The 13,402-nt window shown below is 46.6% G+C and carries 10 protein-coding genes; all 10 read right to left on the bottom strand.

Features of this window, described 5'->3' with window-relative positions:
- Positions 1 to 426: 426 nt before the first annotated feature.
- Positions 427 to 795 (bottom strand): arsenate reductase family protein, encoded by a 369-nt coding sequence (locus HMPREF1492_RS03565; RefSeq protein WP_035435939.1) that lies wholly within the window; start codon positions 793 to 795, stop codon positions 427 to 429.
- 20 nt (positions 796 to 815) lie between these two features.
- Positions 816 to 998: a hypothetical protein gene (locus HMPREF1492_RS03560; protein WP_035435936.1), complete on the bottom strand. Its 183-nt coding sequence runs from the start codon at positions 996 to 998 to the stop codon at positions 816 to 818.
- 70 nt (positions 999 to 1,068) lie between these two features.
- A complete protein-coding gene (gene ligA / locus HMPREF1492_RS03555; RefSeq protein ID WP_035435933.1) occupies positions 1,069 to 3,186 on the bottom strand; it encodes an NAD-dependent DNA ligase LigA in 2,118 nt (705 codons plus the stop codon).
- A gap of 54 nt (positions 3,187 to 3,240) precedes the next feature.
- Positions 3,241 to 6,285: a DUF4422 domain-containing protein gene (locus tag HMPREF1492_RS07260; RefSeq protein ID WP_051479378.1), complete on the bottom strand. Its 3,045-nt coding sequence runs from the start codon at positions 6,283 to 6,285 to the stop codon at positions 3,241 to 3,243.
- Positions 6,286 to 6,365: 80 nt separating this feature from the next.
- On the bottom strand, positions 6,366 to 9,698 hold the full coding sequence (locus tag HMPREF1492_RS03545; protein ID WP_035435931.1) for an FtsX-like permease family protein: 3,333 nt from the start codon (positions 9,696 to 9,698) through the stop codon (positions 6,366 to 6,368).
- Positions 9,699 to 9,700: 2 nt separating this feature from the next.
- A complete protein-coding gene (locus HMPREF1492_RS03540; RefSeq protein WP_035435928.1) occupies positions 9,701 to 10,402 on the bottom strand; it encodes an ABC transporter ATP-binding protein in 702 nt (233 codons plus the stop codon).
- A gap of 54 nt (positions 10,403 to 10,456) precedes the next feature.
- Positions 10,457 to 11,080 carry a hypothetical protein gene (locus tag HMPREF1492_RS07695; protein WP_035435925.1) on the bottom strand — a complete coding sequence of 208 codons (624 nt, stop codon included), beginning with the start codon at positions 11,078 to 11,080 and terminating at the stop codon, positions 10,457 to 10,459.
- 49 nt (positions 11,081 to 11,129) lie between these two features.
- Positions 11,130 to 11,366 (bottom strand): hypothetical protein, encoded by a 237-nt coding sequence (locus HMPREF1492_RS03530; RefSeq protein WP_156924096.1) that lies wholly within the window; start codon positions 11,364 to 11,366, stop codon positions 11,130 to 11,132.
- On the bottom strand, positions 11,341 to 12,684 hold the full coding sequence (locus tag HMPREF1492_RS03525; protein WP_035435920.1) for a Y-family DNA polymerase: 1,344 nt from the start codon (positions 12,682 to 12,684) through the stop codon (positions 11,341 to 11,343). Before HMPREF1492_RS03525 ends, HMPREF1492_RS03530 begins: the two co-directional genes overlap by 26 nt.
- Positions 12,685 to 12,687: 3 nt before the next feature.
- Positions 12,688 to 13,260, bottom strand: coding sequence for a DJ-1 family glyoxalase III (locus HMPREF1492_RS03520; protein ID WP_035435917.1), 573 nt, complete (start codon positions 13,258 to 13,260; stop codon positions 12,688 to 12,690).
- Positions 13,261 to 13,402: the final 142 nt, after the last annotated feature.

The raw sequence follows: 13,402 nt of genomic DNA, 5'->3' as shown, positions 1-13,402 counted from the left end.
CAGATTATCGTCATTAGGTGTGTAAAATGCCCGCAATTGAGCAGAATATCTGACTTAGGTGTGTTCCGTAGATACAGAATTTATCGATAGTTAAATTTCTTATATAAGCCTATTCATTTTCTAGCATATTAGATGAAGTTTATGCATAGAGATGCATATCAGGTAGTGCGACTGCCTAGCTGCCTAGCTATCTTGATTAGAAACATGTCAGTTCTTCAACAGAACCTACCAAAGCTGCGCTATTTTGTGCGCCAGGTCTAAAAGTCGACGCTAACACGCTGCAGAATCATAATCACCCGCATATGAACTGCCTCCCATTTCTTGGACATAAGAAATGGGAGGCAGTTCACTTGGTAGCCGCCTTATTACTAACGCTTATCTGCAAACTGATGCATGCTGTAGAAATGCATGCTGAAGAAGCTAGTTTTACAGAAGTGCTTCTTCCCATGCAGGCTCTTTAAATCCAAGAAGAATGGTATTGCCTGCAACAACCAATGGGCGCTTGACCAGCATACCCGTGGTAGCAAGCAAATTATAGGCGTCACTATCGCTCATACCTGCATCAAGCTGCTCCTTGATGTTATTATCGCGATATACCATACCTGAAGTGTTGAAGAACTTTCTGATAGAAAGACCGCTCAGTTTGTGCCATTCAGCAAGCTCTTCAGCAGTTGGATTCTCCTCTTTAATATCGCGCAGCGTATAAGAAACACCATGATCATCAAGCCATTTGAGGGCTCTCTTACACGTAGTGCAGCGAGAATAACAAAGAACCAAAATGTTTTTATCTGCCATAGCTTTTCCTTTTGGATAGATTATCGATTGCATAAACGCAAACTATTTTGAGTAGAAAGCAATCCTAAAATCAATATTCCTAGGGATATGCCATAGAGCATACCAACAAATAGATCATTAACGTTTGATGCCACACTCAGGATGATTGCTAAAATCAAAAACATCATTCCAAGAGAAACATACTTGTTTTTTATAAGTTTCATTTGGTCGTCTCCTTTTTACTGATAGTAACAAGGTAGTATACATCACCACTTTATTACTGAATATACACATTTATGCAGGTACCTGTCCTGTTTCAAGAATTTGCTGAAGCGCAGCCTCATCAAGTACGGGAACACCTAAGCTTTCAGCCTTTGTAAGCTTAGATCCCGCAGCTTCTCCTGCCACTACAAAGCTTGTCTTTTTAGATACAGAGCCGGAAACCTTTGCTCCCATGGCTTTAAGCTGGGCGCCAGCCTCATCGCGTGTGAAGTGCTCAAGGGTTCCCGTTAAAACAAACGTAAGTCCAGCAAGCGTCTGAGGAAGCTCGTTTTCTGGCTTTTCTTCCTCAAGCATTACGCCTGCCTGACGAAGACGCTCAATAACGGCAACATTTTCTGGTATCGAGAAGAACTCGTGTACAGACTCTGCAATCTTAGGACCAATACCTGGGATTTCAGCGATCTTCTCGACAGGAGCTGTAGCAAGCGCCTGAATAGAGCCAAATTCTTGGGCAAGCAGCTCTGCGACGTTAGCACCAACGTGCCTCATGCCAATACCAAAGAGCACGCGTCCGAGGCCTCGCGTCTTTGATTCCTCAACCTTTGCCATAACCTTCTTGGCAATTGTGTGACCCACGGGAATGCTGTCACCAGAAAGGTGATCTGCGGTATCAGTATCGTACACGCGGCCCGTAGGCATGCTGGACAGCGTTTCTTCAGTGAGTTTGTCGTAGAAGTCAGCAACATCAGAGAGGACGCCCTCTTCAACCATACGGTTAATAAGCTCGTCGCCAAGGCCGTCAATGTCCATGGCCTTACGGCTGCCCCAGTGAATCAGGCGCTCAACTGCCTGAGCAGGGCAATCAATAGAGACGCAGCGGAAAGCCACTTCTCCTTCTTCCTGAATAACAGGGCTGCCACAGCTTGGGCAGGTAGTTGGCATCTGGAACTCAACAGCATCTGCAGGCCGAAGACTCAAAACTGGTCCTACAACCTCTGGAATAACATCTCCTGCCTTGTGGACAATGATGGTGTCACCCTCGCGCACGTTTTTGCGACGAATCTCATCAAGGTTGTGGAGAGTTGCGCGCGCAATGGTAGAACCCGCAACCGTGACGGGATCAAACTCAGCAACAGGTGTGAGTACACCCGTACGACCAACTTGAATACGAATTTCTCGCAAAACGGTTTGCTTTTCCTCAGGTGGGAACTTAAATGCAATAGCCCAACGCGGAGCGCGAGAAGTAAATCCTAGAGCTTCTTGGCTGGCAAACGAATCAACCTTTACCACCACGCCGTCAATGTCGTAGTTAAGGTCTCCTCGCTGCTCAAGAGCTTGCGCACAGAAATCATGAACCTCATGAGCGCTCAGGCAACGACGGGCATGAGGATTAACATTAAAGCCGCAGCTACGAAGCCAGTTCAAGAACTCCCACTGACTGTGAACATCAAGAGGACCCTCATCAGCCACTGCGTAGATAAAGGTCTCAAGGTCGCGATGAGCGGTAATCTTTGGATCCTTCTGACGCAAAGATCCAGCGGCTGCATTTCTTGGGTTTGCAAAAGGCTGTTTACCAGCAGCATCCGCGTCTTCATTCAAACGAATAAAGGAATGCTTTGGCATATAGACCTCACCGCGCACCTCAATGCTCTGGTTAAGGCCCCTATTTTCAACCTGCTCAAGACCTGCAAGTGCAAGCTCTCGTGGAACATCAGAGATAGTCAATACGTTTGCTGTAACGTTTTCTCCCGTGCTGCCATCACCTCGTGTAGCAGCGCGAACAAACTGTCCGTCACGATACGTTAATGCAACACCTAAGCCGTCAATCTTAAGCTCACAGGTATATGCCACAGGGTTTGTAGGTGACGCACCAAGAGCCTCATCAGTTCTGGAAAGCCATGCATCCAGCTCCTCTAAGTTCATGGCATCATCCATGGAATACATACGGGCGGCATGCTGGACTGGCTCAAACTGCTCAGAAACATATCCACCTACGCGCTGGGTATAGCTATCCTCAGTTACAAGCTCTGGATATGCTGCCTCAAGCTGCTGAAGCTCAATAAGCAGACGGTCAAACTCAGCGTCAGTAAGCTCTGGATTATCAAGGGCATAGTAGGCATATGCCGCATGGTTCAAAATTCTATTGAGCTCTGCCGCACGAGCGACATCTTTTGGCGAAAGTGCTGCCATTACTACTCCAAACATAAAAACGTAGGTGCAAGAAATCTTGCACCTACCAGGTATTTATTTGCGTCCTCTTAAGGTTCTACCAAGGGCCTTAAGGGCTTCTCGCCTTGCGCTGCCATATGGTGCAATGGGGTCAATAATCTTGCGCAGAGGGCTTGCATCAGAAAGCGCGCGCTCGTGGAACTCTGTGACGTCGGAGTCATTTCTAGCGCCTGGCACCATGTCCTGAATAATAACCTCGTAGAACGGAGTGTTACGCGCGTACTTCCAGAAATAGGAGGCCATGTCGCAGCTAGCGTTCTGCCAAGGCTTAATAGCACCAGCAAAGTGAACAATCTTTGGAGCACGACGTGCTGCCTGATAGTCATCAAAGACGCTATTTGGTGCCATTGGATAGAGTTTCTCGGCACGACCAAAAATGTTGTGTGTCACGTTCCAGTCAGCAGGGAGATAGACAACGCGACCCTGGCACTCGCTGTTCAGAATATCTTGATCGTTGTAGATAAAGATTGGATTGGATGCAATACGTAACCACTCTGGAACAGTGTGATAACGGCGCAGCTCAGCAGTATTAAAGACCATAACTCCCGCCTGGAAGTAGGCATAAGGATTCTTAAGATTAAGCACGTCAAGGCTGTACTTCATGCGGTCTCCACCGCGAACGTTAAGGTTTGCCAGATAGTCAATATCAAGCGTTGCGGCAATAAGATTGTTGCCCATTCTTACATCATACAGTTCAGCAACATTACCGTTAACCACAAGATCAGAGTCAAGATAGACAACCTTATCGTAAGCAGAAAGAATATCTTGAGCCAAGAAACGGAAGTATGTCTCCACACTAATATGCGCGTTATTAGTGTCTAGCTTGTAGTCTTTGACCATGCGCCACACGTTATAGAACGTAATACGAGCATTCTTATAACGCGAGAAGTGCTTCTTAATCAGCTCCTGCTTTGATCCGCCAATATTGGTGTTGAGAACGACCACATCGTAGAAACGGTTAGGATCGGCGTTTTCAAGCATTGAGCCCATAGCACAGGTAAGAATTGGAACATAGTTGTTGTCTGCTGCAAAAACAACAGGAACAACGTTCTGGCTTGCAATCTCAGGCTTCTCTTCAAAGAGAGGAATAAACTTCTGACGAGGCTCTGGATTGGTAAAGTGAATGCACTGGAGCTCTTTTACCTTCCAGTTTTTGCCCTCTGTACGCAGCATATGCATACGCCAGATATTAAAGAGGCGCTCAGTCAGATGACCTGGGGTTCTTAGGGCCTCTTTGCTATAGGTGGACATATCAGTACGGGCAGTCCACTCATCAACAAGTGGGAACACCCATGCTGCATAGCGATCAAAGAGCTCTTTACGCATGATATACATGTTGCAGAAGCACTGCTGATGACCATTGAGAAAAGCGTTTACGTCCTCTGCATACTCTGGATGTCGCTCAACGATAAGCGCAGCCATGGTATCCATATCCTTTGGATGGAGTAGCGGAGCGGAATGGTACTGCTCAAGAGGTGTATTAGCGCTTCCAGGGAATTTGCTAATATCCTTTACCCCAGTGGTAATGAGGTCATAGCCCTCAATGCACTGAGCAATGGTCTGATCATCAAGACCATATTTCTTGATGGCATCCTCATCAATGAAGTCATCCATAACCTCACCAAACGGATTTTCTGGATAAACCGTATCGGTAAAGTTGAAGTAGCGACGATAATGACCAAAGCCAACATAGCGAACATTGGTAATGTTCTTCCATGCCCAATACTGTGTAGTCATCTCACAGTACATGGGGTTTTTCTCGGTAATGGTATCGCCCTCATCGTCATGGAGCATATACGTAAAGCGATTGGTCTTCTGGCCTGGTCCTACCTGGATAGGCTGAAGGTAGTTACTTGCGGGAACATCAACATCTTTGTGAGAAGTAATCAGAATGCGAATAGGCTGCTGCTCAAACATCTTTACCATGTGCTTTCTCTCTAGATATTCCATGTGCTCATCGGCAAACTGTTTCATGCGAACTGCCCTATCAAACGACAGTCCCTCATCCTGATGCATGAGAGCGGCATATTTCTTTGCATATGTCCTATAGCGATATGCATCGCTGTCTTCTGGAAGCTCTGTACCAGTGGCAATGGCCTCGTATGCTTTATCTCTTACAAAGCGATAGAGCTCTCGAGCAGCTACTGATGGTCCAAAGAGAATGGCAAACGGCTCAAGGGCTGCCTCTTGATCTTCAGGAGCAAGACGAGACTTCCAGTCTCCAATCAAAAGCTCCATCAGTTTGTGCTTCATACCTTCAAAAGACCTCACGTAAGCAGCATTGTCTGTTTTGCCAATATAAAGCTCTGTCTGTTCAATATTGTCTAAGAACTGATAACAGAACTCACCAAACTTATCTAAAGAAATGCGAGAAGCTCCTGTTACACCAATACCAAAGTGGTAGAGAAGACCTCTGCAGGATTCAAATCCATCAGCAGACTGAGCCTTATCGGAAAGAACAAATACCTCATAGGCATCTTCTGCTCTTACTAGACGCTCTGAAGTCATCTCTGCAAAAGCAGAACGGAAAAGCTCTCCACGATATAGACGCTGTGTAGTACGCCAATCAATCTTCTGGCCATAACCTTCATCGTAGATAGCACAAAGGACTTCTTCACCCTGTGTTAAGTGGGACTGCTGGTTGATGAAGTTACCAAAGCCTTCTGCCTCAGCTTCACTTACACCATTTTCTGGAATAACAGTAATGCCCAGATGAAGAATATCAACAGGGTTCTGATCAATACGAGCAACTACCTGCTCAAGAAAATCAGGAGTAACCTCATCATCACCGTCTAGGCAAAAGACCCACTCGCCTTTTGTATGAGCTGCAGCAGTTTTACGTGCAAGATGAAGTCCCTGGTTAGTTGCATGAGTAACAACTTTGAACCTTTTGTCATCCCCTACTGCCGTAACGATTTTCTCTGGAGTGGAATCTGTTGAGGCGTCATCAACAATAATTGCTTCAAAATCACCAAACGTCTGATTCTTTACGCTTTGAATACAACGCCCAATGTACGATTCGATGTTGTATGCAGGAATTACAAAAGAAACCTTAGGCATACCAACTCCTTATAAATAAGCAATCTCGACTATCTTCTATCTTATCTAAAATGTGCCTCTCTTGGGCGTGCAAAAGATGTCTACTCGACGCTCTTCAAGCTCTCCACCATATCAATATTTTTGAGTTTTGGCCGCATGGCAACATACACTAACAGCGAGAAAACAAGCGTAAGTCCAAAGGCAAACCAATAACTTGGTGCATGGATAGCTCGACCAAACATAACAAGATCAATCTCAGCAGTTTGGACTACAAATCCCTCAAGATACGTTCCTAGAACAAGTCCAAAGAGTGCTCCAAAGACGGCTAGTAACGCAATTTCTCTAAAGACATAGGCATCAACTTCATGGCGCGTAAATCCAAGAACTTTGAGGCTGGCAATCTCTCTAATACGTTCTTCAATATTGATATTAGTGAGGTTATACAAGACGATAAAAGCCAACAGAGCTGCGGCCACAATAAGAATGGCTACCACGCGATTAACTACGGCAAGTGATTCTTTGTAGGTATGAATAGCCTCATTGACATCATCTACTGTTGCAACTCCTGCCTGGTTAATAAGCTTTTCTCCAAACGCATCTCTTGTTGTTTGATTCTCGGGAAGCGTTGCATACCAGCCATCCGTGGCGTCATCTTGAATGCCCAGGGAATGCCATGCAGAAGGTCCCACATATAGATACGACCCAACGTAATTCTCGGCAACTCCTGTAATAGTAAGCGTGCTTGGCTCACCTGAAGCGTTTCCAATTCTGTCTTGAGCATAGACCTGAATGGTATCTCCCACACCTACACCAAGTCGTTTTGCAAGCTTCTCTGTAATTACTACCGAGTCTTCTCCAAGCTCTATTGCCTGACCAGAAAGGCGATTACGCAGGGTTGCTAAACCGGTGAGGTCTTGAAGAGAATTGCTGGTCATAATAGTTGTTCTTGTCAGCGAGCCTGCCTTTTGTGTAGGTGACTCAAGAAGAACATTTTCTCTTGTTATGCGATGAATATTTGTGGCGCCCACTTGATTGAGCTCTGCATTAATCTGATCCGCTTCTTCGCTTGAAACATCGGAGGTCATTCCCACAATGTAGTCATAATGCGAGATAGCTGGCCATTGGTTATCAATGATGTCGCTAATGGAATCTCTAAGGCCAAAAGCCACTAATAAGAGTGCGGTACATCCAGCAATTCCCACCAGCGTCATAATCAAGCGTCGCTTATAGCGGACAAGGTTTCTGATTGTAACTTTCCACGAGAAAGACAATCTGGACCATAGAGGCTCAACGCGCTCAAGCAAAATCTTTGAGCCCGCTTTTGGAGCTTTTGGCAGCATAAGACTGGAAGGTTCTTCTTTTAGTGATGACAAGACGGCGGCCATTGTAGAGAGCAGCGTAATGCCTATACCGGAAAGTCCAGAGAGTAGCGCACTATCAAGCTGAATAGAATAAGGAGCTCCCCCATTTGGGATGGTATAAATTGACCCGTATGCAGAGATAATAACGCCTGGCAACACTTGACTTAAACATGCTATGCCAATAACGGCACCCAAAAGTGAGGCGAGCAAGGCATATAACAGGTACTTTGCCGCAATCTGAGCAGTTGAATAACCAAGCGCCTTATGAACACCAATAAGCGTACGCTCTTCAGAAACCATTCGCGTCATACTGGTAAGTGAAACCAGAGCTGCAACCAAGAAGAACATCAGTGGGAATACATTAGCAATATCATTGATACGCTCAGAGTCTGCTTGATAAGCTGCAACACCAATCTCTTTTGTGCGATCAAGTACATACACATCAGGTTCTTTAAGCTCATCAATCTTCTTTTGAGCTTCATCGAGCTCTTTCTGACCATCAGCAAGTTGTTTCTCAACCTTAGTGCGTTGCTCCTCAAGGCTTTGCCTTCCCTCAGTAGTCTGGGCTTCAGCGCTTTGAAGTGCTGTTTGTCCTGCGTTTAGGCGGCTAAGCGACGCGGCAAGTTTTTCCTGAGCTGCAGACAGCTGGTCTGCAGTAGCGCTTCTTGCTTCACTCAAGTCCTGGCGCGCCTGAGCTACCTGAGACTCTGCCTCATGCAGTTGAGCCGTACGCTGATCTAGCTCTTCTCGCGCTGCTGCTAAAGCCTGCTGCTGGGAAGCCAGCTCTGCCTCCGCAGCGCTAATCTGCGCCTGTGTGGCGAGAAGAGCGTCCGCTTGCGAGGTTGGTAGACCTAAAGCACTGAGCTGCTGCTGTGCTTCTTCTAGTGTAGAAGCCGTAATTCCTTGCGCAGCAAGTCCCGAAAGAAACGCATCTCTACCCGCTTCAAACGCACTCTTTTGCTGTGTAAACGTTGCTTGTCCTGCATTAAAAGCGGCAAGGCCAGCCTGATACTGAGCCTCTCCTGCACTAAGCTCAGCTGTTCCCTGGGCTATCTGAGCCTCTGAAGCTGCAATCTGAGCTTCCGCATGGGCAAATTGCTGCTCAGCACGGTAGCGCGAAGCAGTAAGCTGCTGACGTCCTGCATCATATTGGCGCTGACCATCAGCCAGCTTTTGCTGCTGAGCGGAAATCTGTGCCTCTGCATCGTCCAGCTTCTTCTGGGCATCCCCTAGTTTATCTGCGGCCTCTTGTCTTGATTGCTCCAGCTTTTGACGAGCCTCATCAACCTGTGCTTGCGCGTCATCTTTGAGCTCTTGCAAACGAAGAGCAGCAAGTGACGGATTCATCTGTGTAATGCGTTTTGCAACGCTATCAACTGCACTCTGATACGCCGATGAACCGCTCTTATACCTGGTAGCACCCTGAACCGTCAAATACACTTCGGTATAAGGGTCATCGTCTGCAAAAGCATCTTCAGTGACATACACAAACTGCTGCACAATGCCATTGCCTAACGATGTGGTGCCAAAATTGCTTACATACGGATAGGTTGGCGCATTTACAAAACCAACAACCGTGTACGAGCCGCCCTTTAAATGAACGCCGTTTGAAGTATCTGGCAGCTCAATCTGTTGGCCAAGGCTAATATCAGCACGTTTCTTGGGATCTGCGCTCATTACGCACTCGTAAGGCCCTTGAGGGAGCCTTCCCTCAACAACTATTGGCTGGTTCAGCTCACCGGGTCTAAAAGAACTCACACGAGCAGTAGATTGCGATGACGTCAACGTAGCCATAACGTCTACCGTGCGAGAAGGCATAACCGCCTCAACGCCCTCAACTGATGCAAGGGCGGAAACGTCCTTTTCGCTTAATCCAAGTGTTGAGATGACGCGAAGGTCATAAAGATGCTGGTTTGCGTAAAACGTATGAGCCGCTTCTTGCATGTCAGGGCTTGCCATTTTGAGTCCCGCAAAGAAGCCGCAGCCCAACGCCACAATTCCTGCAATTGCAAGAAATCTGGCGGGAGACCCTTTGATGGTCCGAGTAATCTCGGTGAAAAGAGCGTGGGGCATAACTACCACTCAACGGTAAGTGCGTCAGCTGGGTGCTGATTAATTTCTACCGATTGAGCCTGACCCTCTTTAACGTGGATTACCCTATCGGCAATTTGAGTGAACGCAAAGTTGTGCGTAACAATAGCCACGGTCTTATGCTGCTCTTTGCACATATCCTGCAAAAGCTTAAGAATTTGCTTTCCTGTTTTATAATCCAGCGCACCTGTTGGCTCATCGCAAAGCAAAAGACGCGGGTTCTTTGCCAAAGCACGCGCAATAGAAACACGCTGCTGCTCTCCACCAGAGAGCTGAGCTGGGAAGTTATCCATACGATGCTCAAGACCAACAGCTCGAAGTGCATCTTCTGGCTGCATGGGGTCAAGACAAATCTGAGAAGCAAGCTCAACGTTTTCTTTTGCAGTGAGATTAGGAACAAGATTGTAAAACTGGAAAACAAAGCCAATGTCGTGACGGCGATAGAGTGTTCTTTCTTTTTCTGAAAGCCTGCCAATTTCTTTTCCGTCTAAATAAATAGACCCGGAGGTACAGGTATCCATACCTCCGAGCATATTTAAGACAGTTGTTTTACCGGCGCCTGATGGGCCGACAATTACGCAAAGCTCGCCCTCTTCTATGGAGAAGTTCATGTCATGGACAGCGTGTACCTTGACGGAGCCCATGGTATACGTCTTTGTTACCTCTTTAAATTCAACAAAAGACATACGGTTCTCCTATAAGTAAGAATTCCTCCAAACAAGAAGAGAGTATGTGGGCAACTACTCCTGTGGAGCCTCAGGTGCTGCTGGAGCTTCTGGAGCTGCAGGAGCCTCAGGTGCGACGGTTGTGACAGTTGCTTCTGGAGCAGGTGCTGCTGTTGCCTCTGCAGTTACAGGGACAACAGGAGCAACTTCTGCGCCCTCAGTAGCAAGAGGCATTGGAGCAACAACAACCTCTTCCTCCTCAAGATCAGCCTGACGCTGGTCAAACTCTTTCTTAGCACGAACCCAAATGAGAAGCGCAAGAAGAGCGGTAAAGAGCAGGAAGGTAACAATCATGACGTTAAGAATAAGGGTGGTGAAGTTCACTGCCTGGCTGATAGAAATCATCACAGAGAGCTCTGTAAGTGCGGAAGTTAAACCAACTACAGAGAGAATGGAGAGACCCCACCTAAGACGAGGACGGAAGCCCCTCAGAAGACCTGAAACCGCAGCAAATAGGTAACACAGGAAAACAATGTAGGTGACACGTGCAAGTATCAGGGAAATTGGACTTGTCTGACGAGTTGCAAAGTTAAATACCGTGTGGAAATAGCTGAGATACTGAACTGGTGCAACAAAATCAATGACGATAAAAATGAGAGCCACAATTGCTGGGATGGCAATTTTTGCTTTGGGGTTCATGAAACCTCCTCGATTTCTTTATACGACCTGTCTATTTTATCGTATAAACCTATGACCAGTGTGGTAAGTCATGAAAGTCTTTTATATGGTCTTGAGCTTCTTGTTCTCTTTCTGCTAAAGCCTCTCTTAAACCCTTCAATGCATCAAAAGGCATGAATATTTTTGCTCTGTTTGCTCGTGACATGCGGGGGTGTCCGTAGTGCATCTGCGATGCAAACGCCTCCTCTTTTGCACCATCTTCCGCTGGCGAGAAATCCTGTCTAGGCTTCATTGGTTTCTTCTCCACTACGGTGTCCTCCAATCTGAGCATTTCTCTGTCGAGCAGTTGCTTCGGGAAGCAAGTCCATAGCTTTGAGCAAAGAGTTCTTTCCAAACTTCTTCTTTATGGCGTTGATGGTATCTTGGCGCTGGCGTTCTTTCTCTAAAACGGTAGTGTCCTGGAAAAGCGACGTCTGAATACCCGATCCCGTTTCTTCTTGAGTGTTTCCAAAGGTAAGGCCAACGCGATGCACGCTTTCTGAAGGTATTACTCGCTCGTCAAAGAAAGACAAAACCTCTGCCATAAGCTCATCTCTAGAGTTAGTAGGGTAAGAGAGTTTCCTAGTACCACTGCTGGAGGGAATATGTCTTCTCCAGTTTCTATAATCTCCGGTTTGCCTCAGCTCTTCCATCTGGCTCTCTGTTGCCGAGTAGCCAATATAGATACCAATAGAAGAGCAGACCAGCTTTTGCGTTACAAGCTCAAGCGTCAACGCCTCGACCATCTCTTTAAAGATGAGGCGTGCACCTTCTGTATCCCTGTTGTGATCAAAGACCTGTGCTGTTGAAACTGAATGGCTTTGAGACTTATAGGACTTAATGTCTGCAATGGTAGTTGGCTCAATGCCCCATGCATGATCAATAAGGATTTCTGCATCAACGCCAAATTCTTTATATAGAGGTTCTGTAGGAGCCATGGCAAGCTGTCCCATGGTGTGAATATTCATTGCCGCAAGACGCTTTTGAATACCAGCACCAATATGCCAAAAATCAGTCAAAGGTTTATGGTTCCAAAGTTTAAGTTTGTATGACTCTTCATCAAGCTCACCAAAGAAATTTGGGCTGTGCTTTGCCGTAATATCAAGCGCAATTTTTGCCAGATACAAATTTGGGCCCAAACCACACGTAGCAGGGATACCAGTGGTTTTTGCTACGTCTGCACGGATCTTCTCGCCTAGCTCTCTTGCTGTGCATCCGTAAAGCGATAAGTACGGTGTTACATCAATAAATGCCTCGTCAATGGAGTAAACGTGGATGTCTTCTGGGGCAATGTATTTGAGGTACACCGAATAAACGTCTGCAGAGCGCTCCACATACAAAGCCATGCGGGGAGAAGCCACCTCGTACGTAAGATTTTTGGGAATCTCAAAAACGCGACAACGTCCAGGAACACCCAACGCACGAAGCGCCGGTGAAACCGCCAAACAAATTGTCTTTTCTGTCCTGGTAAGATCTGCCACAACAAGCTTGGCCTTCATGGGATCAAGGCCCCGCTCAACACACTCAACCGATGCGTAGAAACTCTTTAAATCAATAACCAGGTACTGTTTTTGAGAAGGTGTCATGGCTTAGATAAGCACAATACCTTGAGAAACTTTTTCTGCCACGTCATTACCTACAAGATAACGGACAATCTCTAGGCCAAACTTAAGAGCGGTTCCTGCACCTTGGCTGGTAATGAAAGAACCATCAACACAAACCGCATCTTGCGAAAGATTGGCGCCATTCTCTGAGAGAAAATGCTGGAAACCTGGGTTGGAAGTGGCCTTCTTACCCGTAAGCAATCCGCGCTTTGCATAAATAGAAGGAGCGGCACAAATTGCGGCAAGTGCACGTCCATCTGCTGCAAACGCATCAACTGCCTGCATAAGTGGCTCACAAGCCTCAAGATTAGTGGTTCCGGGAAGACCACCAGGAAGCACCAACATGCTGTAATCATCAAACGAGACCTGACTGAGCAGCTTGTCTGTTAAAAAGGTAACCTGGTGAGAAGAAGTCACGCTCAAAGAATCAGATATAGACACTTTGTCACAGGGAATACCTGCACGATACAGGACGTCAACAACGCTCAGTCCCTCAATCTCTTCACAACCATCAGCAAAAAAGACAGCAACGCGCTTGTCAGTACATGGTGTAAACATCTGACTCCCTTCTCGACTAAAACTAGTACAAGTGTACGCCTTTTTACACAAAAATGGACACTCAAGTTTGTGCTTGAGTGTCCAAAATTTTACCCAGTTAAATTGTTACAGAAAGTACCCGTCAAGCCCCCTATAGCCTGGC

The organism is Atopobium sp. BS2 (genome assembly GCF_000565075.1).
Classification (GTDB): domain Bacteria; phylum Actinomycetota; class Coriobacteriia; order Coriobacteriales; family Atopobiaceae; genus Lancefieldella.
Note: the sequence above shows the minus strand (reverse complement) of the source record. Positions and strands in the feature narration are given on the sequence as shown.